This window comes from Paraburkholderia antibiotica (genome assembly GCF_012927125.1).
Taxonomy (GTDB): domain Bacteria; phylum Pseudomonadota; class Gammaproteobacteria; order Burkholderiales; family Burkholderiaceae; genus Paraburkholderia; species Paraburkholderia antibiotica.
The window spans coordinates 241031-266480 of the sequence record NZ_JABBFZ010000005.1 but is presented as its reverse complement, the minus strand read 5'-3'; the positions used below and the strand labels follow the sequence as shown (position 1 = coordinate 266480).

The window sequence follows — 25450 nt, the reverse complement described above, 5'->3', positions numbered from 1 at the left end:
GACTCGATAGCAGATTCGAATGGTGAAGACTCATGTCCGAAAGACCGATCGATCCTCACACGCATCATCACGCGCATTGCCTGCCGTTTAGCGCGCAACTGCTCGGCGCGAGCGGCGGCAAACCGCGCACGCGTTTCCGCTTCTGGGCGCCGTCGTGCCAACGCGTGCAGGTGGCCCTCGAAAACGGCCCCGCGCACGGCGTGCACGACATGACGCCGACCGGCAACGGCTGGTTCGAGGCCAGCGTCGACAGCGGCGCGGGCACGCTGTACCGCTTCCGGCTCGACGACGGACAACTCGTGCCCGATCCGGCCTCGCGCTTCCAGCCGCAGGACGTGCACGGTCCGAGCGAAGTGATCGATCCGCGCGCCTATCGCTGGGAACACACCGACTGGCACGGCCGGCCGTGGGAAGAAACGGTGCTGTACGAGTTGCACGTCGGCGCGCTGGGCGGCTATGCGGGCGTGCAACAACGTCTGCCGGCGCTCGCCGCACTCGGCGTCACCGCGATAGAGTTGATGCCGTTGAACGATTTCCCCGGCCGCCACAACTGGGGCTACGACGGCGTGCTGCCGTATGCGCCCGATTCCGCATACGGCCGCCCCGATGAACTGAAAGCGCTGATCGACGCCGCGCACGGGCTCGGCCTGATGGTGTTCCTCGACGTGGTCTACAACCACTTCGGGCCGGACGGCAATTATCTGCATACCTACGCAAAGACGTTTTTCCGTGACGGCGCGAACACGCCGTGGGGCCCCGCGATCGATTTCACGCGCAGCGAAGTCAGCGACTTCTTCACCGACAACGCGGTCTACTGGATCAACGAATACCGGATCGACGGCTTGCGCTTCGACGCGGTGCACGCGATCGCCGATCACGACTGGCTGCGCGAATTGTCCGACCATATCCGCGCGCGCGTGCAGCATGGCCGCCACGTGCATCTGGTGCTCGAAAACGAGCACAACAGCGCGAGCCTGCTCGACACACACTTCGACGCGCAATGGAACGACGACGCGCACAACACGCTGCACGTGCTGCTGACCGGCGAGACCGAAGGCTACTATCACGCGTACGAAGAGCAGCCGATCCGCCGTCTTGCGCGCGTGCTCGCCGAAGGCTTCGCGTATCAGGGCGACCCGTCGCCGATTCACGACGGCGCGCCGCGCGGCGAAGCGAGCGGACATCTGCCGCCGACTTCGTTCGTGATGTTTTTGCAGAACCACGATCAGATCGGCAATCGCGCGATGGGCGAGCGGCTGCGCTCGCTGACTTCGGACGACGCGTTGCGGGCCGCGACTGGCTTGCTGCTGCTGTCGCCGCAAATTCCGCTGCTGTTCATGGACGAGGAATACGGTTCGACGCAGCCGTTCCTGTTCTTCACCGACTACACCGGCGCGCTCGCCGACGCGGTGCGCGAAGGACGGCGCCGCGAATTCGCGCGCTTTTCCGCGTTCAGCGATGAAAAGCGCCGCGCGCAGATTCCCGATCCGAACGATCCGCAGACCTTCGCCGCGTCGTCGCCGCCCGCGCCCGACGCGTCGTCCACGGTGGAGCGGCTCGACTGGATGCATTTCTACAAGTCCGCGCTCGCGGTGCGCGCGAAGCTGATCGCACCGCGTCTGCAGCACGGCAAGCCGCTCGGCGCGACCGTGCTGCGCGCCGCCGATGGCGACGACGCGAATGCGCTGGTCGCGCGCTGGCGACTCGGCGATGGCGAAACGCTGTCGATCGCGCTGAATCTGTCGCGCGAAGACGTCGCGTTCGAGTCCGTGCCCGACGGCAAGGTCATTTTCGAAACGCCGCCGCGCGTGCGTGAACGGATCGACGCGCACGTCTTGCCGGCGCACACGTTCGTCGCGTGGATCACCGGCGACGTCAACGAATACGCGAGCCGCCACGATGCGCGCGTCGCCTGCCACGAGGAGCATCGCGCGTGACGACCCGACGCCCCAACGACAAGCTCATCGCACTCGCCACCCGCGCCGGCTTCGAGGTCGAGTGGCGCGACGCGCACCGCAACACGCAGCAGGTGCCCGAACCCACGCTCGCGACGCTGCTCGACCGCATGGGTCTGCCGTGCGGCAATGCCACCCAGATCCGCCATAGCGCAACTGCTCTGGAGGCCGAACTATCTGGGCGCCGGTTGCCGCCGCTGATGACCGCGGCGGTCGGGCGCGGCATCGCGCTGCCCGCCGCCGCGGTCAAATCGGGCAGCCACTACCGGATCGAACTGGAAAGCGGCGCGATCATCGACGGTCGCTTTACCGCGCCGAAAGGCGAAGAAGCGCTGCTCGCGCCGATCGACGAAGCCGGCTATCACACGCTGGTCATCAACGAGCAGCGCATGACGCTCGCGGTCGCGCCGCCGCGTTGCTACACCGTCGCCGATGCGTGGCGCACGCTACGCGACGGCTCCGGCAAGAGTCAAGGCAGCGACGCAGACGCGCCGCCGCTCTGGGGCATGGCCGCGCAGCTGTATGGCTTGCGCCGCACCGGCGACGGCGGGATCGGCGATTACACGGCGCTCGCGCAACTCGCGGAACGGAGCGCGCGGCGCGGCGCGCACGCGCTCGCCGTCAGCCCAACGCATGCGATGTTCAGCGCGCAGGCGGAGCGCTTCAGTCCGTACGCGCCGTCGTCGCGTTTGTGGCTCAACGTCGCGCATATCGATCCGGCCGCGGTGTTCGGCGCCGAGGCCGCACGCGCCGCGCTCGCGGCCGCGCACGGCGGCGACGCGTGGACACAGTACGAGAACCTGCCGCTGATCGACTGGCCGAACGCGACGCCGCTGAAGCTGAAGGTGCTGCGCACGCTGTACGCGCAGTTCAGCGCGCACGAACGCGCGCAGCACTCGCCGCATGCGCTCGAATTCCACGGCTTCTGCGAACGCGCGGGCCGTGCGCTCGAGGATCACGCGCGCTTCGAAGCGTTGCAGGCCGCGCAACTCGCGCACGGCGGCAACGCTCATTGGCGCAACTGGCCCGACGCGTTACGCGATCCGCGCAGCCCCGAAGTCGATGCGTTCGCCGCCGCGCATCGCGACGAAGTCGACTTTCATCTGTTTCTGCAATGGCTCGCCGCGCGCGGACTGTCGCACGCGCAGCACACGGCGCGAGAAGCCGGCATGGCGATCGGCCTGATCGCCGATCTCGCGGTCGGCTGCGATAGCGCCGGCAGTCACGCCTGGTCCTATCCCGACGACATGCTGCAACACGTGTCGGTCGGCGCGCCGCCCGACCTGTTCAACCAGGCGGGGCAGTCGTGGGGGCTCACCACGTTCTCGCCGCGCGCGATGCGCACGCAGGGCTTCGTCGCCTTCATCGACATGCTGCGCGCGGCGTTCGCTCATGCAGGAGGCATACGCATCGACCACATTCTCGGCTTGCGGCGGCTGTGGCTCGTGCCCGACGGCGAAAGCGCGCGCCACGGCGCGTATCTGCGCTATCCGCTCGAAGACCTGTTGCGGCTGATTGCGCTGGAATCATGGCGGCATCGTGCGATCGTGATCGGCGAAGATCTCGGTACGGTGCCGCCCGGTTTTCGCGAGCGGCTCGACGAGCATGGCATCGACGGAATTCGCGTGCTGTGGTTCGAGGATGCCGCCGACGGCAATGGCTTCAAGGCGCCGGGCCAATGGGACCGTTACGCGGTCGGCACCACGACCACGCACGATCTGCCCACGGTCGCCGGCTGGTGGTGCGGCAGCGACATCCGCTGGCGCAACCGCATCGGTCAGACGATGGCACGCGCCGACGGCCGCGACCCCGAGCAGGTCGCGCTCGAAGAGCGTGCGCAGCAGCGCGCGGATTTGTGGCGCGCGTTTCAGCAAGCCGGCGTGGCCGCGGCCGACGTCGAGCCGCCGGCCGCGGATAACGCGCCGGTCGATGAAGCGCTCGCGTTCGTCGCCGCGACGCCGGGGCCGCTCGTGACGTTCCCGCTCGAGGACCTGCTGGCGCTGGCCGAACAGCCGAACCTGCCGGGCTCGATCGACGAGCATCCGAACTGGCGTCGCCGCATGGCGCTGCCCGTCGATGCGATGTTCGACGACGCCGCGTTCAGCGCTCGCCTGGAGGTCGTCGAGCGGGCACGCCGTGCGGCTGTCGTGAACACCGCCCCTTCACCCGATGTTTCTTCGGAGCCTGACACGCCATGACCGTCCCACGCTCCACGCTGCGCCTCCAGTTCCACCGAGGCTTCACGTTCGACGACGCCGCGCGCCGCGTCGACTACTTCGCCGCGCTCGGCATCAGCCATCTGTATGCCTCGCCGATCACGACCGCCGAGCCCGGTTCGATGCACGGCTACGACACCGTCGACTACACCGAGGTCAGCGCCGAATGCGGCGGCGAGGCGGGCCTGAGGCGCCTCGTCGACAAGCTGCGCGCGCACGACATGGGGCTGATCGTCGACATCGTGCCGAACCATATGGGCGTCGGCGGATCGAGCAACGCGTGGTGGCTCGACATCCTCGAATGGGGGCGGCACAGCACGTATGCGCGCCATTTCGACGTCGACTGGCACTCGCCCGACCCGGCCTTGCGCGGCAAGGTGCTACTGCCGACGCTCGGCGCACCGTACGGCGACGAACTCGCGGCCGGCCGCATCGCGCTGCGTTTCGCGCCCGACAGCGGACGCTTTCACATCGGCTACGGACCGCACGTGTTTCCGGTCTGCCCGGTCGATTACGCGGCGATCCTGCAAAGCGCCGACCGCGCCGATCTGAGCGCGCTCGCCAATCGCTTCCAGGGACTCACGACACAGCCCGCCGATCAGCCGCGCGCGGCCGATGCGCGTGACGCGTTGCGCGAGTTCGTCGCGCGTGAAGGCAACGCGGCAATCGAGTCCGTGCTGGAAACCTATGCGCCCGACGATCCGGTCACGCGCGACCGGCTGCATCGGTTGATCGAGCGGCAGCATTTCCGGCTCGCGTGGTGGCGCACCGCGTCCGACGAAGTGAACTGGCGGCGCTTCTTCGACATCTCGACGCTCGCCGGCGTGCGCGTCGAACGGCCCGAGGTGTTCGACGCGGTACATACGCTGATCTTTCGGCTGTATCGCGAAGGACTCGTCGACGGCTTGCGGATCGATCACGTCGACGGCCTCGCCGAGCCGCGCGAATACTGCCAGCGTTTGCGGCAGCGGATGACCGAGCTGCGCGACACGACGCCCTACGTGGTGGTCGAAAAAATTCTCGGCCGTGGCGAACCATTGCGCGACGACTGGCCCGTCGACGGCACGACCGGCTACGACTTCATGAACGACGTCGGCGCGCTGCTGCACGATCCGGCCGGCGCCGAGCCGCTCGCACGCACCTGGGCCGAACTGACGGGCCGCAGCCCGCGCTTCGCCGACGAGGCACTCGTCGCCCGGCGCAAGATACTCGCGGAAAATCTGTCGGCGGAACTGGATCGCGCCGCGCGGGCGTTGCATCGCATCGCGCGCGATTCGCTCAACACGCGCGACTTCACGTTCACGACGCTGCGCCGCGTGCTGACCGAACTGGTCGTGCATTTTCCGGTGTACCGGATGTATCCGCAGAACGGCTTGCGCAATGCCGCCGACAACGTCTACTTCGACGTCGCGCTGGCCAGCGCGCGCGCGACGCTGCCACGCTCCGATCACGCCGCGCTGGAACGCGTGAACGCGTGGCTCGGCGACGGTGTGGAGGATGCGCCGGCTGCGCCGCCTGCTCCGGCCACGCGAAGCGGTTCGACGGGTTCGGCGGCGGCAGGCTCGGCACAGCAGCAGGCGCACAACAGCGGCCCGCTCCCGCATGCGGGCTCGGCACGACGCAACGCGCAAACACTGTTCGCACAACTGACCGCGCCGCTCGCCGCGAAAGCGATCGAAGACACCGCGTGCTATCGCTACGGCCGTCTGCTGTCGCGTAACGAAGTCGGCTCCGATCCGGGCGAATTCGCGCTGTCGGTCGAACAGTTTCACGCCGGCAACCTGGCGCGCGCGGAGCGCTTTCCGCATGCATTACTCGCGACGGCCACGCACGATCACAAACGCGGCGAGGACGTGCGCGCGCGGCTCGCGGTGCTGAGCGAAATCGCCGACGAATGGAGCGCGACACTGCGCGCGTGGTCGACGTTGAACGCACCGCAGCGACGCGCGCTCGACGGCACGCCGATCAGCAGCGTGAGTCAGGACAAGCGCGATGCGTGGGCGCCGGGGCCCGCCGCCGAGGCGATGCTGTATCAAACGCTAGTGGGCTGCTGGCCGCCCGACCTACGCGCCGACGACGAAGCCGGCGTGCAGCAACTGGCCGAGCGCGTCGCGCAATGGCAGTTGAAGGCGCTGCGCGAAGCGAAGCTGCAAACCAGTTGGCTCGCGCCCGACGAAGCGTACGAAGCCGGCTGCCGCGAGTTCCTGTTCGGCATCCTCGCGCCACAGCAACGCGACGGCTTCCTGAAGGAACTGTCGACGTTCGTCGCGCGGATCGGCCGGGCCGGTGCGCTCAACAGCTTGCAGCAGACGGTGCTGCGGCTGGCATCGCCAGGGATTCCTGATCTTTATCAGGGCACCGAGTTGTGGGACTTCAGCCTCGTCGATCCCGACAACCGGCGGCCCGTCGATTTCGCGCAACGCGAAACATGGCTCGCGCCGACGCAAACGCCGCCGTCGGAATTCCTCACCGGTTGGCGCGACGGTCGCGTGAAGCTCGGGGTAATCCAGCGTCTGCTGGCGCTGCGCACGCATCTGCCGGAGTTGCTGAGTCAGGGCACGTATCTGCCGCTGGCGGTGCGGGGCAAGCATGCATCGAACGTGATTGCGTTTGCACGGCGGCACGGCAATGCGTGGGCAGTGGTGCTCGCAAGCCGGCTGGCGATGGGATTGCTCGACGCTGGGGGTGCTGCGGGCGGGGCCGAAGCGACCGCCGCGGCTGACGGCACTCGCGGCGCTCACGGCACTCATGCCGACTTGCCGCTGGTCGAGCCCGCGCTCTGGGAAGACACCGCGGTCGAAATGCCGGCCGATCTGTCGGCGCGCGCGTTGTTCGACTGGCTCAGCCCCGCCGCGCCGAAAGTCGACAACGGCAGCCTGCTGTATCTGCGCGACGCGCTCGCCGCGATGCCGGTGGCGGTGCTGGTGGAGGATGGCGTGCCGCGCGGGTGAGGCGCGGTCGATGCGCGTGCGGCGGCGTCAACCGCCCTCGTCGTCGAACAGCTTCGGGTACACGCGCACTAGCACGATGCGCGGCCCCTTCATCTTTTTGACCACCACGTCGAAGTTTTCGAACCCGACGCGCTGCCCTTCGGTCGGCAAATCGTTGAGCGCCTGAATCACCAGACCGCCGACCGATTCGGCCTTGCCTTCGTCGATGTCGATACCGAGCGCACGCTCCAGCGACACCACCGGCAAGCTGCCCTTGCCCATCAGCGTGCCGTCGTCCATGCGCGTCCAGTCGGCGTCGCCCTGACGGAATTCGTCGTGAATCTGACCGACCAGCGCGCCGAGCAGATTGTCGAGCGTCAGGAAGCCGATCGGCTTCGCGTTCTTGTGGCCGACCAGCGCGAAATGCGGCGCGCCCTTGCGAAAGCGTCGGAACAGTTCGAGCGCCGGCATTTCCGGCTTCACGTACTGGACCGGGCGCGCGTAGTCCGACAGGTCGTCGAGCGTGCTGCCCGCCTGACGCGCGAGCAGCAGGTCCTTCAGGTGGATCATGCCGGCCACGCGCTCGCCCGACGCATCCTCGAACAGTGGATAGCGGCTGAAACGATGCCGCGCGACCACCTGCATGTTGTCGCGCAACGGCAAGTCGCGCCGCATCCCGACCATCTCATGCGACGGCCGCATCAGATCCGACACGGTCATGCGCGAAAAATCGAGCGAATGCGCGATCGTGTTCCATTCGTCCTGGCTGTACGCGCCATCGGACGAGCCGAGTTCGCTCGCGACGTTCGCGCGGCGGCCGCGCAGGATCAGCTTGAGTTCGTCGTTCGAGTAGTGCGAATCGTGGCCGTGCTCCGAGTCGAGCCCGGCGGCCTTCAGCACCGCGTTCGCGCTCGTGTTGAGCACCCAGATGGCCGGATACATCGCCCAGTAGAAACCGTACAGCGGCACCGCGGCCCACAGCGAAATCTTCTCCGACTCGCGGATCGCAAGCGACTTCGGCGCGAGTTCGCCGACCACGATATGCAGGAACGAGATGCACGAGAACGCGAAGAACAGCGAGATGCCGTGGATCAGCTTCTCCGATTCGACACCGATCACGCTGAACAGCGGCGTGAGCAACTGCGCGAACGCGGGCTCGCCGATCCAGCCGAGCCCGAGCGACGCGAGCGTGATGCCGAGCTGACACGCGGACAGATAGGCGTCCAGTTGGCCATGCACCTTCGCGAGCAGCCGGCCGCGCATGCCATGCCGGGTCGCGAGGCTTTGCACGCGGGTCTGCCGCAGTTTGACCAGCCCGAACTCGGCGGCGACGAAAAAGCCGTTGAGGGCAACGAGAAACAATGCACCGATAAGGGCGACAACCTGGATCAAAGCGGCGGGCTCCGGCAACAAAAGTTGTCAGTATAGAGGTTGAAAGCTCGATGAAAAGTTAATCGCACTCAACGGTCTTTTGCGATTCTGCACACGATGCTCATTTCGGCGCCGTCGCACTGAGCGGCACACGCAGCGTAAGCGTGGCCGGCACGGCCGCGCCGGCTTCGCCCGCGTCGCTTTGCTCGAAGCAGCCGCCATGGGCCTCGGCGACGCGCTTGCACAGCGCGAACACCCACGCGATGCGCTTCGCTTCACGCGGTTCGCCCGCCTGCTTGCGCGCGAACGCCTCGAGCAGGTGCGGCAGCGCCGCGTCGTTCAATGCGGCCTCGTTCGGCGTGTACGTGACGCTCGCGTGCCAGGTGCCCGGGTCCGCGCGCGTGGCGAGCACCACCTCGGCGCCCTGCGCGCTCGCCTCGGTGGCGAACGTCGTCATCAGCCACAACGCAGCGGCGAGACGCTCGCGATCGCCGTTCAACTGTTCGGTTGCGAGCTGCGAGTCGAGCCGTACCTCGACACCGCGGGCGCGCGCCAGACCGGCCCGGACTTCCTCGGCGGTTTCGTCCACCAACGGATGCAGCGGAAACGGCTCGTAGACGAGCGCGAGCGCTTTCGTTTCGGCACGCGTCGCATCGACGATCGTTTCGAGGAGCTTGACCTGCTGATCGACGCCGCTACGAATGCCGGTGATCGCGCGCTGCGAGTTGGGGTCGTTCGCGTCGAGCTTGCGTTCGAGCACGTAGGCCCAGCTATGGATCGCATTCAACGGACCGCGCAGGTCGTGCGAGACCAGTGACAGCACGTGATCGCGCATGAACAACGCGGTTTCCGCGCGCAAATGCGCGCTGCGTTCGGAGATGACGAAGCCGGCGGATGCCGGCTGTGCGCCAGGAGTCCCGGTGGGAGACGTTGTCACGATCGGCCCTCTCGGCAAAGCTGGGTAATGAAAAGAAGAAAAAGAAGCGCAAGGAAGCAGCGGAAAGAAGCCCCATTATAGGCATCCCGTCCGGCCCGACCAGCCTGGCCGAACGGCCGATGGCGCCGCAATCCGCGTGCCACCTACAATAGCCGGCAGAACTCGGCGATACCGCATCAACGCGCCTACAATGTCGGTTTTACGTTTTGATTGAGGAGCGACGCATGTCGACTGTAACGACCGAATCCGGCCTGAAGTATGAAGACCTCGTGGAAGGCACCGGCGCCGAGGCTGTGGCTGGCAAGACCGTGACCGTGCACTACACGGGCTGGCTGATCGACGGCCAGAAGTTCGATTCGAGCAAGGACCGCAACGACCCGTTCGCGTTCGTGCTCGGCGGCGGCATGGTGATCAAGGGCTGGGACGAAGGCGTGCAAGGCATGAAGGTCGGCGGCAAGCGCAAGCTGACCATTCCGCCGCAACTCGGCTACGGCGTGCGCGGCGCGGGCGGCGTGATTCCGCCGAATGCGACGCTCGTGTTCGAAGTCGAACTGCTCGAAGTCTGAGTTTTTCGTCGTTTCGATGAGCCACGCCGCCGTCACCGCCCCGAACGTTTCGCTGCGCTGCTATGGCGCGATCGAAGCGTCGGACGTGCACGACTTTCATCAGGTCGTGCTCGGGCTCGACGGCGCGATGGTGATGGCGGTGGACGGCGTCGCGCAGCAGATCGACGCCGGCTCCGCGTGGCTGATCCCGGCCGGCGCGCGGCACGATTACGCGGGCGTCGGCATGAACCGGCAGTTGGTACTGGATTTGCCGGCGGCGTCGCTAGCGGTGCCGGAGCGGCTGTTCGAGCGCGCCCGAGCCGTTAGCGTCGATGCATCGCTCGCGCAACTCGTGCATCGGATTGCCTCGCACGCGGCGGCCGGCATGAATGGCATCGACAGTCTCGGTGAAGCGCAAGGCGATGCTGGCGACAACCGTCGCTTCCATTGGGATGCCGCGGCGCGCCTGGGAGCGGCGCTGATCGCCGATACCGGCGCGCTCGCCGGCACGCAGGCCGCCGTCGGCCGCCTCGATTTCGCGCGTATCGACCGCTGGCTGCGCGCGCATCTGTCCGAGCCGCTGCGTATTGCGGACCTCGCCGCGCATTGCGGCTTCGGTATGCGGCGCTTTCATCAACTGTTTATCGATGCGTTCGGCGAAACGCCGCATCGCTATTTGCAGCGGCTGCGGCTCGACACGTCGCTCACGCTGCTCGCGGACCCGCGTCTTTCGTTGACCGACATCGCGCTCGAGATCGGCTTCGGCGATCAGAGCGCTTATACGCACGCGTTCACTCGGCGTTTTGGGCTGGCGCCCGGGCAGTGGCGGGCACTGCGGCACTGAAAGTGCAGGCCCGTCACGGCCTGCCCGCCGACACCGTTGCTACGCCTGGCTGTCGAGACCGCGCTGCAGATCCGCGCGGATATCGCCCGCGTTTTCGAGCCCCACCGCCAGACGGATCAGACCTTCGCTGATACCCGCCGCCGCGCGCGCTTCCGGCGTGATGCGGCCGTGCGTGGTGGTCGCCGGATGCGTGATCGTGGTCCGCGTGTCGCCGAGATTGCCGGTGATCGAGCAGATCTTCGTGCCGTCGATCACGCGCCATGCGTTCGCACGCATCTGCTCGGGCGTATCGCCCTTCAGCTCGAACGACACGATCGCGCCGCCCGACTTCTGCTGACGCATCGCGAGCGCATGCTGCGGATGCGATTCGAGCCCCGGATAGAACACGCGCTTCACGGCCGGATGCGCTTCGAGCCAGCGCGCGATTTCAAGCGCATTCGCCGACTGCTTCTCGACGCGCAGCGACAGCGTTTCCATGCCCTTTAGCAGCACCCATGCGTTGAATGCGGACAGCGTCGGCCCGGTGCTGCGCACGAACGGAAACACCTTCTCCATGATGAATTGCTTCGAGCCGACCAGCGCGCCGCCGAGCACGCGGCCCTGGCCGTCGAGAAACTTGGTCGCCGAATGCATGACGACGTCGGCGCCGAGCTTCAGCGGTTGCTGCAAGGCCGGGCTGCAGAAACAGTTGTCGACGACGAACAGCGCATTGACCGCCTTGGCGATCCGGCCAATCGCCTCGATGTCGGAGACTTCGGTCAGCGGGTTCGACGGCGTTTCGAGGAAGAACATCTTCGTCTCGGGACGCACCGCGTCTTTCCACGCGTTCAGATCGGTCGGATCGACGAAGGTGGTCGTAATGCCAAACCTGGTGAAGATCTGCGAGAACATGCCGAGCGTCGAGCCGAACAGTGCCTGCGAGCTCACCAGATGGTCGCCCGCCTGCAACGTCGACATCACCACCGACATGATCGCGGCCATGCCCGAAGCGGTCGCGATGCAGGCGTCGCCGCCTTCGAGCGCGGCGAGGCGCTGCTGGAACATCGAGACCGTCGGATTCGAGAAGCGCGAGTACGTGAAGTAGTCTTCGGAGTTCCTGAAGCGCTCGGCGGCATCCGCGGCACTCGCGAACACGAAGCTCGAGGTGAGGAAAATCGCTTCCGAATGCTCGTTGAAGTCGCTGCGCTCGGTGCCCGAGCGGACGGCCAGTGTGTCGAAATCGAAGTTCAGGGAGTCGTCCATGGCGATGGTGAGTTCCGAGGTTCCGTGGCTGTGTGCGGCGCGCGCACGACAGCAACAAAAAAGCCCGCTTTTGCGTCGGCATAAGCGGGCTTCATGTGCGGAGAGGCTGGAGCTTGGGCGGACGATTCCGGCTGTCCGTCCTTCGCTTTAGCTGTTTCGGGTTGCCCCGCGTCCGCAAGCTGAGTTCAAATCGACGCAGTGGCCATGCTAACACGCTCGCCACGCGGTGTGCGCTCAGCCCACCGACAGTTGCAGATGCAGTTGCGAACGCGCCGGACCACCACCGTCGATCGCTTCGCTCGCGGCGTCGCGGTCCGACTGCGACGACGGCGCAAGACGCGCGCTTTCGATGCCATCGAGGTACTCGGTCGTGATGTCGCCGGTCACGTAGTTGCCGTCGAAGCACGATGCCTCGAACTCCTTGAGCGCCGGGTTGATGTCGCGCACCGCCTGCTTCAGCGCATCGACATCCTGATACACGAGGTGATCCGCGCCGATCATGCGCGCGACTTCCTCGTCCGAGCGGCCATGCGCGACCAGTTCGCCGCGCGTCGGCATGTCGATGCCGTAGACGTTCGGGAATTTCACCGGCGGCGCCGCCGACGCGAAAATCACCTTGTTCGCGCCCGCATCGCGTGCCATCTGCACGATTTCATGCGAGGTCGTGCCACGCACGATCGAGTCGTCGACGATCAGCACGTTCTTGCCCTTGAACTCGATGTTCATCGCGTTCAGCTTCTGGCGCACCGACTTCTTGCGCACTGCCTGGCCCGGCATGATAAAGGTCCGGCCCACATAGCGGTTCTTGAAGAAGCCCTCGCGATACTCGACGCCGAGCTTCTTCGCGACCTGCATCGCGGCCGGGCGCGACGAGTCGGGAATCGGCATCACGACGTCGATCGCGACGTCCGGCAGTTCACGGCGGACCTTCTCGGCGAGGTAGTCGCCCATGCGCAGACGCACGTTGTAGACCGGCACGCCGTCGAGCACCGAGTCCGGCCGCGCGAGGTACACGAGTTCGAAAATGCAGGGGTTCAGGCTCGGCGCGGTCGCGCACTGCTGCGAATGCAGCTGGCCTTCCGCGTCGATGAAAATGGCTTCGCCCGGCAGCACGTCGCGCACGAATTCGAAACCCACGCCTTCGATCGCCACCGATTCCGACGCCAGCATCCACTCGACGCCGTTCGCCGTTTCCTGCTTGCCGAGGCACAGCGGCCGGATGCCGAACGGGTCGCGCACGCCGAACAGGCCGTAGCCGGCGATCAGCGCGACGATCGCGTACGAGCCGCGCACGCGGCGATGCACGCCCGACACCGCCTTGAACAGCGCGGCCGGATCGAGTTGCAGACCCGAGCTCGACAGTTGCAGCTCGTGCGCGAACACGTTGAGCAGCACTTCGGTATCGGAATTGGTATTCACGTGGCGCCGATCGATGCGGAACATCTCATCTTTCAGCTGCTGCCAGTTGGTCAGATTGCCGTTGTGCGCGAGGATGATGCCGAACGGCGCGTTCACGTAGAACGGCTGCGCCTCTTCTTCGCTCGACGCCGAACCGGCGGTCGGATAACGCACCTGGCCGATACCCGTCGTGCCCGGCAGGCTGCGCATGTTGCGCGTGCGGAACACGTCGCGCACCATGCCGTTGGCCTTGTGCATGTGGAAATTGCTGCCGTTCGCGGTCGCGATGCCGGCGGCGTCCTGACCGCGGTGCTGCAGCAGCAGCAGGCTGTCATAGATCAGCTGGTTGACCGGAGAGTGGGAAACTACGCCTACGATGCCGCACATGGCATGTCCTTCAAAGGTACGAAATACGTGATGGCAACCGCTACCTGCGACCGCGTGCGCGCCGTGATGCGACGGCACACGCTACTACGATGTCAAGGCAACCGGTATGCGCCGGAGTCCTGTTGCGCGTTGCTAGGGGCGCCCGGATCGTCCACGTGGACGTAAGCGGCGAGCGCCTCGGGAAGCAACGGTTTCATTGCGCGTACGCCCTCGGCCACATACGGACGAAGCAGCGCGTTGCGCCAGAATTCCTCTTTGGGCAGTTCGGTCAAGCCTGCGAGGGCGACCAGAATCAGCACCAGAACGACCCCGCGCACGAGGCCGAACATCAAACCGAGCGAGCGGTCCGCGCCGCCCAGACCTGTAACCTGCACCAGACGACTAAGCAGTGCGCTCACCACGCTCGCGACCAGCACCACGCCGATCACCACGAGCGAAAACGCCAGCAGCCACTGGGTCAGCGCGCCGCCCGGCCAGGTGGACGGGATATACGGCACGACATAGCCGACGAACTCGCAAGCCAGAAAAAACGCCGCGACCCAGCCGATCAAACCGAATACTTCCGACAGCAAACCGCGCCACGCACCGCGCAGCGCCGACAAGCCAATCACCGCCATTACAGCGTAGTCGAAGGCAGTGAACATCGCTTGCTTACTGTGCGCCGCCGCTGTTCGGACCCGCCATCAGACCGGCTCCGCGAACCTTGGCGATCGCTTCGGTAGCCGCCGCGCGGTCGGCGAACGGGCCGGCGCGCAACAGCGTCAGCGTCGAGCCGTCGGCTTGTTTGCGGTGTTCGATATATGCAGGCACTCCCGCCGCTTTCAACTTCGTGGCCCAGTTGCGCGCTGTCGTTTCATTCGCGAATGCGCCGAGCTGCACGGCAAAACGGCTGCCCGGCGGCGACGCCGGCGTGCCGGCGTTCGCTTCGGTGCCGGCGGTAGCCGAATTCGAGTCGTCGTCGGTGGAAGTGGCGGCGGGGGCGGGTTTCGTCGATTTGGCGGCCGCGCTGTTCGCGGCAAGCGCCTGAGTTTGCGGCTTCGCGGCAGGCTTCGGCGCGGCGGCGGTGGCCGGTGCCGCGCTGGTGGTCGTGCCCTGTTTCGAAGCGGCTGTCTGGGTCGATTGAGATTGCGCTGCTTGCGTCGGCTTGGCGGCGGAGGCCGAAGCCGCTGCCGTGGTGGACGGCGCGAGACCGGATGCCGCGAGGCCCGCGTCGGCGGCCGGCGGATTGTCCGGCGCGACGCCAGCCTGCACGTCTTCGTTGGCGGTGGATTTGGCGAGCTTGGGCGCCGGACGACTCGGGATGTCGATCGAGATGTCGTCGGTGACGGGCTTCGGGTGCGAGTCCAGCACCATCGGCAGGATGATCACCGCCGCGACGACCAGTGCAATCGCGCCGACCAGCCGGCGACGCGCGCGCTGCTTTTCGGGCAGCGTGGGGTCGAGCAGCATCGCATCGGCGTCGACGGCGCGCTCGCTGCGGCGGGTGCGTCGTTCGACGCGCTCACCCCGGGCGGCCCGATTGGAACTGGTGTTTGCGCCGCGCCGGCTGGGCGCGTCGTCTTTCTTGCCGAACGAGAAAATTCCCATGAATCGCTTGGTTCGAGCCTGGCGCCCGCTCAGTGTTGCTGCGATTTCCGGTAGGCCATGACACCCGCTACCGTATAGAAACTGCCGAAAACCACAATTCTATCATTCTCTGACGCACGTTTTAGCGCGTCCTGGAAAGCCTGTGCCGGTGTTTCGTAACGCGTGACGGTGCTGTCGGCGCTCTCCTCCACGCCCAGCTCGCGCAGCGCGGTTTCGAGTTCCTGCGCCGACGCCGCGCGCGGGGTCGGCAGGTCGGTCACGCACCAGTGATCGATCTCGCCTTTCAGATGACCGAGCACACCGGCGATGTCCTTGTCGCGCATCGCGCCAAACACCGCGTACGTGTACGGGAAAAAGCCCATGTTGCCCAGATTCTGGCCGAGCACCGCGGCGGCGTGCGGATTGTGACCGACGTCGAGCACGATCGCCGGCTTGCCGGGCAGGACCTGGAAGCGTCCCGGCAGATCGACGTTGGCGATGCCGAGCCGGATGTCCTGCGCCGACACCGGCAGACGGTCGCGCAGCGCTTCGAGCGCAGCCAGCGCAGCCGACGTGTTGATCAGCTGATTCGCGCCGCGCAGCGACGGATACGCGAGCGCCGAACGCCGCATCGTCGGACCGACGTAGCTCCACTGCTGACGCTCGCTGCCGGCCTGGCCTTCGTAGCGGAAATCGCGGCCGAACAGCCACAGATCGGCGCCGATCTTTTCCGCGTGATCGATCAACGATTGCGGCGGTACCGGGTCCGAGCAGATCGCCGGCTTGCCCGGACGGAAAATACCGGCTTTTTCGAACGCGATTTTTTCGCGCGTATCGCCGAGATAGTCGGTGTGATCGAGATCGATGCTGGTGATGATCGCGCAGTCGGTATCGAGGATATTGACCGCGTCCAGACGGCCGCCCAGGCCAACTTCGAAAATCACCGCGTCGAGCCCGCGCGACGCGAACAGGCTCATGATCGCGAGCGTCGTGAATTCGAAGTAGGTCAGCGTGACCGGCTCGGCGAGGCTCTGGCGTGCGGCTTCGACGGCTTCGAAGTGCGGCAGCAGATCGGCGTCGCTGGCCATAGTGCCGTTGATGCGCGCGCGCTCGTTGAACGACAACAGATGCGGCGACGTGTGGCAGCCGACCGTATAGCCCGCGCGCAGCAGAATCGCTTCGAGAATCGCACACGTCGAGCCCTTGCCGTTCGTGCCGCCGACCGTGATGATCGGGCAGGCGAACGACAACTGCATCGCATCGCGTACCTGGGAGATACGGCCCAAACCCATGTCGATACCGACCGGATGCGCGGATTCAAGGTGCGTGAGCCACGCGTCGAGGGTGGGGAATGTCGTCATCGGGTGAATCTTGAGTGAATCGCGGTGGTTCGCGGGTGGTTCGGTTCTGCGGTGTGGCGAATGACGCCTGTCGTGCGATTGCGGGTGCGCATGCTGTTTCGGGGCGGGCCGCTACGCTTGCTGGCCATGGGCACAAGCCGCCGCCGGGTTTATGCGCACAAACCCGTACGGCAGGGTCGCGTTCGCACCGGCTCCGGGCGCCGCCGCATCGCAAGCGCCGTAATTATCCCGGAAATGACAGCGCGCCGCTTGATTGCTCACGCGGCGCGCTATTTTTAACAACCTGTTCGGCCGCTGCCGCCCGTCCGGGACGGCGGCACACTGGCTGCTTGCGGTAGCCCGGATATCGCCGGCTTTACGCGACCGCGTCGGCCGGCTGATGGCTCAACAGCGCCAGCAATTGCGCGATCTCTTCACGCAGCTTGCGACGGTCGACGATCATGTCGATCGCGCCCTTCTGCAGCAGGAACTCCGCACGCTGGAAGCCTTCCGGCAGCTTCTCGCGCACGGTCTGTTCGATCACGCGCGGGCCCGCAAAGCCGATCAGCGCCTTCGGCTCGGCGATCACGACGTCGCCGAGGAACGCGAAACTCGCGGACACACCGCCCATCGTCGGGTCGGTCAGCACCGAGATGAACGGCAGCCTGGCTTCGGCCAGTTTCGTCAGCATCGCGGTGGTCTTGGCCATCTGCATCAGCGACAGCAGGCTTTCCTGCATCCGCGCACCGCCGGAGGAGGTCACGCAGATGAACGGCACCTTCTGTTCGAGCGCGTTCTGCGCGCCGCGCGCGAAGCGCTCGCCGACCACCGAACCCATCGAGCCGCCCATGAACGAAAACTCGAAGTTCGCCACGACGACCGGCAGCGTGTGGATCGCGCCGCCCATCACGACCATTGCGTCGGTCTCGTCGGTATCGTCCATCGCCTCTTTCAGGCGTTCCGGATACTTGCGGCTGTCCTTGAACTTGAGCGCGTCGACCGGGACGATTTCCTGGCCGATTTCGTAACGGCCTTCCGGATCGAGCAGGCTGTCGAGCCGCTCACGCGCGCCGATGCGCATGTGATGGTCGCACTTCGGGCAAACATGCAGATTAGCCTCGACGTCGTTGCGATACAGCACGGCTTCGCACGACGGGCACTTGATCCACAGGCCTTCCGGAATTCCCTTGCGGTTCTTCGGGTCGGTTTGTTTGATTTTCGGCGGCAGCAGCTTATCGAGCCAACTCATAGGACATCCTTCTGGGTCAGCAGTCGCGCAAACGGCGGGACAAGCCCGCCGCTCACGTAACCGCGACAAAAATAACTGTTATCGGGCAGTCGCGACGCTATCGAGCGCCTCGCGCACCTCGGCGATAAACCGCTTCAGTGTCTCGGCAGCGTCGGCAGGCGAGGCCTGTTCAAGCAACTGAACAATGCGACTGCCGATGACAACTGCGTCCGCCACACCGGCCACCGCGCGCGCCGTCTGCGCGTCGCGGATGCCGAATCCGACGCCCACCGGCAGGGGGACGCGCGACTTGATGGCCGGGATTTTACTCGCGATGCTGGAAACGTCCAGATTTGCCGCTCCGGTCACTCCCTTCAGCGACACGTAGTAGACGTAGCCGCTGGCGATCCGACCGACTTCGGCGATACGCTCGTCGGTCGAGGTCGGCGCCAGCAGAAATATCGGATCGATGCCGGCAGATCGCATCTGTTCGGAGAAGTTAGCCGCCTCTTCCGGCGGATAATCGACCACCAGCACGCCGTCGACACCGGCCTCCTGGGCCGCTTTCGCGAACGTCTCGGCGCCCATCCGCTCGATCGGGTTCGCATAGCCCATCAGCACGACCGGCGTCTTGTCATTGGTTTCGCGGAAACGCTTGACGTCGGCCAGCACGTGGCGCAGCGACACGCCGCGCGCCAGCGCGCGTTCGGACGACTGCTGGATCACCGGCCCATCGGCCATCGGGTCGGAAAACGGCACGCCGAGCTCGATCACATCGGCGCCGCCGGCGGCGAGCGCGTGCATGAATTCGACCGTGCGAGCCGGGTCCGGATCGCCCGCGGTCATGAACGGGATCAGGCCTTTTTTCCCTTCGGCGGACAGCGCGGCAAACGTGTTCTTGATACGGGACATGGAAGTATTCTCAAATTTGAACTACTGCGCTCATTCCATAGCAGCGTGCCGCTCGGCGAGTTACCGTTGAGCGGCAAATACGCGCTTTACTGCACTTCGGTCGGGCGCTGCACTTTTGATTTGCCCCGACTGCGGCGCGGCAAAGGAGGAGACGCGGCGGCGCTCACGCGCTCGCGCGCTATCGCGCAGTAGCTTTCGTTGATCTCATAGCCGACGAATTCGCGCTGATGACGGACGCAAGCAACCGCGGTGGTGCCGCTGCCCATGAACGGGTCGAGCACGCGGCCGCCCTTGGGGCAGCTGGAGAGCACCATTCGCTCGACGATTTCCAGAGGTTTCTGGGTCGGGTGCGCGACGCGTTCGGCGTGCTGCCGATGCAGGCGCGAGATCGACCAGACATCCTTCGGATTATAGCCAAGCTCCAACCACTTGCTTCCCTCGAACAACTTACGCGAACGCGCCTTCTTCGTGACGGCATCGTACGGGATGCGGACGGGATCGAGATCGAAGAAATAGTCCTTCGATACCGCGAAGAAACCGATGTTGTCGTGCACCGACGTAAAGCGGCGCGTCGTGCCGCCCATACTCGGCACGCGCCGGTCCCAGATGATCTCGTTGACCATCACGAGTTTGGTCTTCAGGAAGCTGAAGATTTCCGGCGCGTACTGCCACGTGCAGAAGATGTAGAGCGAACCCGACGGCTTGAGCTTCGGAACAGCCAGCTCGAGCCAGCCACGCGTCCAGACGAGAAATTCCTCGCCCGTGCGCATGTCGGAGTCGTTGCCGTAATCCTTGCCGAGCCCGTAAGGGGGATCGCACACGATCAGGTCGATCGACCCGTCGGGAATGTTCGCTACATCGGTCAGAAAATCGCGGTTCAACAGCTGAATGCCGGCCGGCACCTGCGCCAGTAACGGTGCAGATGCCGCGGCCGCCGTGTCGGTGGCCGGATTCGTGATTTCAAGCGCCAGCTGTGGCTCGTCGAACTCGTCGCGCATCGTTATGTGGCTCAGAACTGGATACCCGATCGCTCCGCGACCGTGTGCATGTCCTTGTCGCCACGGCCCGACAGGTTGACCAGCAGAACCTTGTCCTTCGACAAGGTCGGCGCGAGTTTCGTCGCGTAAGCCAGCGCGTGGCTTGATTCGAGTGCGGGAATGATGCCCTCGATACGGCAGCAGTCGTGGAACGCCTTCAGCGCTTCTTCGTCGGTGATGCCGACGTATTGCGCGCGATTGCTGTCTTTTAGCCACGCATGCTCGGGACCGACACCCGGATAGTCGAGACCGGCCGAGACCGAATGCGTCTCGATGATCTGGCCGTCGTCGTCCTGCAGCAGATAAGTGCGGTTGCCGTGCAGCACGCCTGGACTGCCGCCGATCAGCGACGCCGCGTGACGGCCCGTATCGATGCCGTCGCCCGCCGCTTCGACGCCGATCAACTGCACCGAACTATCGTCGATATACGGGTAAAAGATCCCCATCGCGTTCGAACCGCCGCCCACACATGCGATCACCGCATCCGGCTGGCGACCGGCCTGCTCCGGCATCTGCACCCGGCATTCGTCGCCGATCACACGCTGGAAGTCGCGCACCATCATCGGATACGGGTGCGGACCCGCGACCGTGCCGATGATGTAGAACGTGTTTTCGACGTTGGTGACCCAGTCGCGCATCGCTTCGTTCAACGCATCCTTCAGCGTGCGCGAGCCCGATTCGACCGGCACGACGGTCGCGCCGAGCAGCTTCATGCGATACACGTTGGCGGCCTGGCGGCGTACGTCTTCGGCGCCCATGTAGACCACGCATTCCATGCCGAAGCGCGCGCAGATCGTTGCCGTGGCCACGCCGTGCTGGCCCGCGCCGGTTTCGGCGATCACGCGCGGCTTGCCCATGCGCTTGGCGAGCAGCGCCTGGCCGATCACGTTGTTGATCTTGTGCGCGCCGGTGTGATTCAGGTCTTCACGCTTCAGATAAATCTGCGCGCCGCCGAGCAATTCGCTCCAGCGCTGGGCGTGATAGATCGGGGAAGGACGACCCACGAAGTACTTCAGTTCGCGCTCGTATTCCGCGACGAAGTCCGGGTCTTTCTGATATTTCTCGTATGCTTCACGCAGCTCGTCGAGTGCGGAAAACAGCGTTTCAGCGACGAACACGCCGCCAAATTGGCCGAAATGACCTCTTTCGTCAGGCAAGTTGTACATGGTGATCACTCTTCTCAGTATGGCGCGCGGTCTTCATTGCGAAGACTCGCGAGCCAGAATCATTCGGCGTCCGCCGCGCGTACCGCGCGCACGAATGCCGCCATCCGGGCGTGATCTTTCACGCCCCGGGCGCCCGCTACTTCGATGCCGCTCGAGACATCGACCGCGTACGGGCGCACGCGATGGATCGCATCACTGACGTTTTGCTCGTTCAACCCACCACTCAAAACGGCCCGATGCGCGAGCTCTGCTGGAATAAGTGACCAATCGAAAACCTTCCCGCCGCCGCCGTAGCCTTCGACATGGGTGTCGAACAGGAGGCCACTGGCTGCCGAATAATTAAGAGCCGATTTTACCAAATCGGCCGATCGAGTATCCGCCGCAACCCGCAGCGCACGCAACCAAGGCAAACCCGCAATGCCGGCGAGCGTTTCGCACTGCGCCGGGGTTTCGTCGCCGTGGAACTGCAGCAGCGTCAGATTAACGTTGCTCGCGACTTCGTGGATCCAGTCCGGCGTCGCGTTGACGAAGAGGCCAACCACGGACACGAACGGCGGCACGTCATGCACCAGCTCGACCGCCTGCGCGACGCTGACCGAGCGTGCGCTCGGCGGGTAGAACACGACGCCGATCGCATCGGCGCCGAGATCGATCGCGTGGGCGACGTCTTCCGGCTTGGAGAGTCCGCACAGCTTGATGCGCGTGCGGTGCGGCACGCTTTGACGGGCGGCCGCGTCGGCCTGGGTGGCGGGGTTGTCGACTGCTTTCATGTTTCCGGTTGCTCGGTCCATACGCTGCTCCACGGCACGCTGCCCGTCACCGGGGCGGGCACGGCGAATTGCTCAGGATAGCCCACCTGCGCAAGGTAAAGGCCGTCCGGCATGAAGGTCGGCGCTGCGCAGTCACGGCTGCGGCTCGCGAGCACGTCGGCCATCCACGCGGCGGGACGGCGGCCGGCGCCGATTTCGATCAGGCAGCCCATCACGTTGCGCACCATGTGGTGCAGGAACGCATTCGCGCGAAAGCGGAAATGCACGAAGTTACCCTGTTGTTGCACGTCGATCTGATACAGATGCTTGAACGGCGTCTTCGACTGGCATTGCGACGAACGGAACGACGAAAAATCGTGCTCGCCGATCAGGTGCGTGGCGCCCGCGCGCATCGCGTCGACGTCGAGCGGCGTGTGCACCCAGCCGGCGCGCGTGGTGAGCATCGGCGAACGCACCGGGCTCACGTACAGCACGTAGTAATAGGTCCGCTCGAACGCGGAGAAACGCGCGTGAAAGTCGTCGGGCATCGGCTTCGCCCATTGCACGCCGATCGTCTTCGGCAGGAACGCGTTGGGACCGCGTACCCACGAGATATCGACGCGATCGAGCTCGGTGTCGAAATGCACGACCTGGCCGAGCCCGTGCACACCGCGATCGGTGCGGCCGGCGACGATCGTCTGCACCGGCGTGCGCGTGAATTCGCGCAACGCCTTCTCGAGTTCGTCCTGCACGGTGTTGCCGTGCGGTTGCGATTGCCAGCCGGCGAACGCCGAGCCGTCGTACTGAACGCCTAATGCGATGCGCGTCACGACAGCGGCGCGAGAGTCGAAAGCAACGCGCGGGCTTCGATGCGCGTGGCCGGATCGTTCGCTTCGATCACTTCGTTGATGAGCGCACGGGCGCCCGCGAGGTCGCCGAGTTCGATGTACTCGGAGGCCAGTTCGAGCTTGTTGCGCGCGATACGGCCAAGATCGGCCGGCGTGAAATCCGGCAACGGCTGGGCCGGGCTCGGCGGCAATTCGAGATCGAAGTCGAGCTTCAGCGCGCCGAAACCGGATGCGCCGAGGCCCGCGACGGCGCCGTGGCCTGCGGTGCCGGCGGCGATTTCATCGGCGACGTGCGGCACGCCGTGGTCCGGGTCATGCGTGGCAAAAGCTTGCTGGGCGGTCGTTTCGGGCGAGACGACAGGCTGCGTCGACAGCGAGGTCGACACGCCGGCGCTGCCGACGCTGCCGGCCGGCAACTCGATGCGCGGCGGCAGCGGCATGTCGAGGCTGCCGAACGCGTCGACGGCATCGCGCGGGAATTCGGTCGGCGCAGCGGGTGCAACCGGTGCGGGCGACGGGGTGTTGCTGAACGGCTGACCGAACGACACAGTCGTGCGTGCTTGCGATTCGGTCTGGTGTGGCGAGAAATCGAGCACAGGGGGTGGAACGTTGAATGAGGTCTGCGGTTCGGCCGGACCTGGCTGGGCGGCCGAAGTGGTTTCTGCGGAGTCGGTAGTTGTAGTGGTGCTGGTCGTCTGGTTTGTCGTTTGGTTTGTCGTTTGATTTGTCGTCGGGCTTGCCGGGGTTTCGTCGTCCCATTGCAGACGATGCACGTGCTCGTCGTGCGCGCCGCCGACGCCGGGCTCGAGCGATCCCAACGGCAATGCTTCGGCGCCGAGTTCAGCGGCGGCGGCGAGATTGGCGGCTGTTGCCGCCGCGCTCAGGTCGTCGTGATGGATCGGCGCGGGTGGTTGTTCGGCGGAGCTGTCGTGGTCGCTGGACGGGGGGACGCCGGCCAGCGGTTGGGGCGGTGCGATGGGTTCGGAGATGGGTTGTTGTGCTGCGGCGTGGTCGGCGGCGATGTGTGTTGCTGCTGCCTGTTCTGCGGCTTGGCGCTCTGCGGCGGCTTGCCCGGCTGCTGCTTGCCCGGCTGCTGCTTGCCCGGCTGCTGCTTGCCCGGCTGCTGCGTGTTCTGCTGCGGCTTGCTCGGCCGCTACGCGTTCCGCTGCGACACGCTCTGCTGCTTCGCGTTCGGCTGCAGCCTGCTCTGCCACCGCGTGTTCCGCTGCCGCACGCTCTGCCGCTATACGTTCGGCCTCGGCCTGCTCTGCCGCTGCGCGTTGTGCTGTAACACGCTCTGCCTCAGCGCGCTCTGCTGCCTCTCGCTCTGCTGCAGCGCGCTCGGCCGCCACCGCAGCCGCCTGCCGCGCCGCCTCATCATCACGCGCGTCCAGCGTCCCTTCCATCGCTGCCGTCGACGCGCCAGCCGCTACCGCATCTCGCGCATCGCTAGCACGCGAGGACTTCGTCATCGCGGCATCGGCCGGCTCCGCAGCACGCTTCGCTGCCACCTTCTCGCGCTTGCGACGCCCCATGCGCAGCGCCGCCAGCAGCACGACCAGTGCCGCGCCGACCGCCGCCGCAATACTCAGATCCCGTTGCGACATGCCGCCATCGCTCGATGGCGCCGCTGCTACGTTCGTGTGCCCCGGCGTCGCCACGGCAGCGGCGGCAGAGCCCCCCGCCACTGGCTGCGCGGCGCTTGTCGGCGCGGCGCCCGAAACCGCCGGCGCACCGCCAATACCGTGCTTCTGCAATTCCATCAGCACGCGATTTTTCAGCGCGAGCAATTGCTGCAGACTCGACACCTGCGGATGCGGATACGAAGCCGCCTGCGCGGTCGTGGCCGCCGGAGCGGCACCGGTTGCCGGCGCTGACGTCTCAGCGGCCGGCGCGCTCGCGGCCGGTTGAACCGATCCGGTCCACTCCTGCGCGCCGCTCGTCGGCTGCGCTGCCGAACCTGCGATCGGCGCGGACGAAGCCGCACCGCCTACCGCCGCGCCAATCGACGCCGCCGCGCTTGCCCCACCCGGCGCGCTGGCCGTGCCGGAAATCGCCGGCACAGCCGGCGTGGTTGCGTGCGCCGCGGCACTGGCCGCACTCGCGGCAGCCGCATTCACCTCCGCGACACCGCTCGTCACGCTGGCCGCAGCAGCCGGCGCGGCAGGCGAAGACGCGCCCGCGGGCGCCGCACTCGATGCCCCCGTCGCAGCACCAGCCGCCGCAGCCCCCGAAGCCGCCAACGCCCCCGACGCATCCAGCGCCGGCACGATCAACACCGCGCCCACCCGCAGCCGGCTCGGATCGTGATTCATGAACGCAGCCGGATTCGTATCGAACAGCGCGCGCGTCGCTCGTGCCAGTACCGCGCGGTCGCGCGATTGCGTGACCGCAATCGCCACGTCGTTCAGCGACTGCCCAGCCCGCACCGTGTACTGGCTCCCCGCCGCGAATGCCACGACGGCGGAACCCGAGACAGGCGCGGCAGCGACATCGGGCGCGCTCGCGGTGTTCGCCGGCGCGGCAAGCGCGTCGCCCGCGCTACCGCCGAGTAGCGCCAAAGCCAAAGCCGTGCCGGCGGCCATCGCCGTCAGCCCGTTCGTGAATCGATCCTGATCGTGATGAATGGACATAGCCCGAAGAGCGGAGCGTCGAAGGTTCATCGGGACTCCCGGCGCGTCAGCGCGCGGCCTTTTATGCGAGTGGAAAGAGACAAGATGATCGGAGCACACAATGAAAAAAGCGCCGCGCAAGCGCGACGCTTCTTGAGTTGTCTACG

Annotated in this window: 19 protein-coding genes; 5 read left to right on the top strand and 14 right to left on the bottom strand. The window is 66.0% G+C overall.

Translation table 11 applies throughout. From position 1 onward, the window contains the following. Positions 1–32 precede the first annotated feature (32 nt). The 3 genes from treZ to treY are packed head-to-tail and all read left to right on the top strand — an operon-like array spanning position 33 to position 7122. Entirely contained in the window at positions 33–1937 is a 1905-nt protein-coding gene (treZ, locus tag HHL14_RS12095) for a malto-oligosyltrehalose trehalohydrolase (protein WP_169497839.1), read from the top strand. After that, a complete protein-coding gene (gene malQ, locus HHL14_RS12090) occupies positions 1934–4153 on the top strand; it encodes a 4-alpha-glucanotransferase (protein ID WP_169497838.1) in 2220 nt (739 codons plus the stop codon). The genes treZ and malQ overlap by 4 nt, the downstream gene beginning before the upstream one ends. Beyond that, the gene (gene treY / locus HHL14_RS12085; protein ID WP_169497837.1) at positions 4150–7122 is read left to right on the top strand and encodes a malto-oligosyltrehalose synthase; all 2973 of its coding nucleotides are present in this window, start codon (positions 4150–4152) and stop codon (positions 7120–7122) included. Before malQ ends, treY begins: the two co-directional genes overlap by 4 nt. Before the next feature lie 27 nt (positions 7123–7149). Here the strand turns inward: treY and HHL14_RS12080 are convergent, their stop codons facing one another. After that, positions 7150–8493 carry a hemolysin family protein gene (locus tag HHL14_RS12080; protein ID WP_169497836.1) on the bottom strand — a complete coding sequence of 448 codons (1344 nt, stop codon included), beginning with the start codon at positions 8491–8493 and terminating at the stop codon, positions 7150–7152. Positions 8494–8593: 100 nt separating this feature from the next. Next, positions 8594–9409: a sensor histidine kinase gene (locus HHL14_RS12075; RefSeq protein ID WP_169497835.1), complete on the bottom strand. Its 816-nt coding sequence runs from the start codon at positions 9407–9409 to the stop codon at positions 8594–8596. A gap of 224 nt (positions 9410–9633) precedes the next feature. On the opposite strand from HHL14_RS12075, the gene HHL14_RS12070 reads away from it, so the two are divergent. Together HHL14_RS12070 and HHL14_RS12065 are read left to right on the top strand one after the other, a co-directional pair. Beyond that, positions 9634–9975, top strand: coding sequence for an FKBP-type peptidyl-prolyl cis-trans isomerase (locus HHL14_RS12070; protein WP_169497834.1), 342 nt, complete (start codon positions 9634–9636; stop codon positions 9973–9975). A gap of 16 nt (positions 9976–9991) precedes the next feature. Continuing rightward, positions 9992–10798 (top strand): AraC family transcriptional regulator, encoded by an 807-nt coding sequence (locus HHL14_RS12065; protein WP_169497833.1) that lies wholly within the window; start codon positions 9992–9994, stop codon positions 10796–10798. A gap of 39 nt (positions 10799–10837) precedes the next feature. Here HHL14_RS12065 and HHL14_RS12060 read toward each other — a convergent pair whose 3' ends face one another. The 12 genes from HHL14_RS12060 to HHL14_RS12005 all read right to left on the bottom strand — a co-directional run bounded on the left by HHL14_RS12060 (position 10838) and on the right by HHL14_RS12005 (position 25304). Beyond that, on the bottom strand, positions 10838–12040 hold the full coding sequence (locus HHL14_RS12060) for an O-succinylhomoserine sulfhydrylase (RefSeq protein WP_169497832.1): 1203 nt from the start codon (positions 12038–12040) through the stop codon (positions 10838–10840). A 234-nt stretch (positions 12041–12274) separates the two neighbouring features. After that, positions 12275–13825 (bottom strand): amidophosphoribosyltransferase, encoded by a 1551-nt coding sequence (purF, locus tag HHL14_RS12055; protein WP_169497831.1) that lies wholly within the window; start codon positions 13823–13825, stop codon positions 12275–12277. Positions 13826–13917: 92 nt separating this feature from the next. Continuing rightward, positions 13918–14469, bottom strand: coding sequence for a CvpA family protein (locus HHL14_RS12050; protein ID WP_169497830.1), 552 nt, complete (start codon positions 14467–14469; stop codon positions 13918–13920). Between the two features lie 7 nt (positions 14470–14476). Beyond that, positions 14477–15412 (bottom strand): SPOR domain-containing protein, encoded by a 936-nt coding sequence (locus HHL14_RS12045; protein WP_169497829.1) that lies wholly within the window; start codon positions 15410–15412, stop codon positions 14477–14479. Positions 15413–15441: 29 nt separating this feature from the next. Beyond that, positions 15442–16752: a bifunctional tetrahydrofolate synthase/dihydrofolate synthase gene (gene folC, locus HHL14_RS12040; protein ID WP_169497828.1), complete on the bottom strand. Its 1311-nt coding sequence runs from the start codon at positions 16750–16752 to the stop codon at positions 15442–15444. Between the two features lie 355 nt (positions 16753–17107). After that, positions 17108–17980, bottom strand: coding sequence for an acetyl-CoA carboxylase, carboxyltransferase subunit beta (gene accD, locus HHL14_RS12035; RefSeq protein ID WP_169497827.1), 873 nt, complete (start codon positions 17978–17980; stop codon positions 17108–17110). Positions 17981–18058: 78 nt separating this feature from the next. Beyond that, on the bottom strand, positions 18059–18871 hold the full coding sequence (gene trpA, locus HHL14_RS12030; RefSeq protein ID WP_169497826.1) for a tryptophan synthase subunit alpha: 813 nt from the start codon (positions 18869–18871) through the stop codon (positions 18059–18061). A gap of 86 nt (positions 18872–18957) precedes the next feature. Next, positions 18958–19869: a DNA-methyltransferase gene (locus HHL14_RS12025; RefSeq protein WP_169497825.1), complete on the bottom strand. Its 912-nt coding sequence runs from the start codon at positions 19867–19869 to the stop codon at positions 18958–18960. 11 nt (positions 19870–19880) lie between these two features. After that, positions 19881–21074, bottom strand: a complete 1194-nt coding sequence (gene trpB / locus HHL14_RS12020; protein ID WP_169497824.1) for a tryptophan synthase subunit beta — start codon at positions 21072–21074, stop codon at positions 19881–19883. Between the two features lie 59 nt (positions 21075–21133). Beyond that, complete coding sequence (locus tag HHL14_RS12015; RefSeq protein WP_169497933.1) at positions 21134–21844, bottom strand: phosphoribosylanthranilate isomerase; 711 nt, start codon at positions 21842–21844, stop codon at positions 21134–21136. Beyond that, positions 21841–22653, bottom strand: coding sequence for a tRNA pseudouridine(38-40) synthase TruA (gene truA, locus HHL14_RS12010; RefSeq protein WP_169497823.1), 813 nt, complete (start codon positions 22651–22653; stop codon positions 21841–21843). The genes HHL14_RS12015 and truA overlap by 4 nt, the downstream gene beginning before the upstream one ends. Next, complete coding sequence (locus HHL14_RS12005; RefSeq protein ID WP_230413004.1) at positions 22650–25304, bottom strand: FimV/HubP family polar landmark protein; 2655 nt, start codon at positions 25302–25304, stop codon at positions 22650–22652. The genes truA and HHL14_RS12005 overlap by 4 nt, the downstream gene beginning before the upstream one ends. Between the last annotated feature and the right edge of the window lie 146 nt (positions 25305–25450).

Excerpts from the sequence above, each read along its gene's own strand:
- treZ (WP_169497839.1), top strand. The coding sequence starts at position 33 with ATGTCCGAAAGACCGATCGATCCTCACACGCATCATCACGCGCATTGC.
- treY (WP_169497837.1), top strand. The coding sequence starts at position 4,150 with ATGACCGTCCCACGCTCCACGCTGCGCCTCCAGTTCCACCGAGGCTTC.
- HHL14_RS12070 (WP_169497834.1), top strand. The coding sequence starts at position 9,634 with ATGTCGACTGTAACGACCGAATCCGGCCTGAAGTATGAAGACCTCGTG.
- HHL14_RS12065 (WP_169497833.1), top strand. The coding sequence starts at position 9,992 with ATGAGCCACGCCGCCGTCACCGCCCCGAACGTTTCGCTGCGCTGCTAT.
- HHL14_RS12060 (WP_169497832.1), bottom strand. The coding sequence starts at position 12,040 with ATGGACGACTCCCTGAACTTCGATTTCGACACACTGGCCGTCCGCTCG.
- purF (WP_169497831.1), bottom strand. The coding sequence starts at position 13,825 with ATGTGCGGCATCGTAGGCGTAGTTTCCCACTCTCCGGTCAACCAGCTG.
- HHL14_RS12050 (WP_169497830.1), bottom strand. The coding sequence starts at position 14,469 with ATGTTCACTGCCTTCGACTACGCTGTAATGGCGGTGATTGGCTTGTCG.
- HHL14_RS12045 (WP_169497829.1), bottom strand. The coding sequence starts at position 15,412 with ATGGGAATTTTCTCGTTCGGCAAGAAAGACGACGCGCCCAGCCGGCGC.
- folC (WP_169497828.1), bottom strand. The coding sequence starts at position 16,752 with ATGACGACATTCCCCACCCTCGACGCGTGGCTCACGCACCTTGAATCC.
- accD (WP_169497827.1), bottom strand. The coding sequence starts at position 17,980 with ATGAGTTGGCTCGATAAGCTGCTGCCGCCGAAAATCAAACAAACCGAC.
- trpA (WP_169497826.1), bottom strand. The coding sequence starts at position 18,871 with ATGTCCCGTATCAAGAACACGTTTGCCGCGCTGTCCGCCGAAGGGAAA.
- HHL14_RS12025 (WP_169497825.1), bottom strand. The coding sequence starts at position 19,869 with ATGCGCGACGAGTTCGACGAGCCACAGCTGGCGCTTGAAATCACGAAT.
- trpB (WP_169497824.1), bottom strand. The coding sequence starts at position 21,074 with ATGTACAACTTGCCTGACGAAAGAGGTCATTTCGGCCAATTTGGCGGC.
- HHL14_RS12015 (WP_169497933.1), bottom strand. The coding sequence starts at position 21,844 with ATGAAAGCAGTCGACAACCCCGCCACCCAGGCCGACGCGGCCGCCCGT.
- HHL14_RS12005 (WP_230413004.1), bottom strand. The coding sequence starts at position 25,304 with ATGTCCATTCATCACGATCAGGATCGATTCACGAACGGGCTGACGGCG.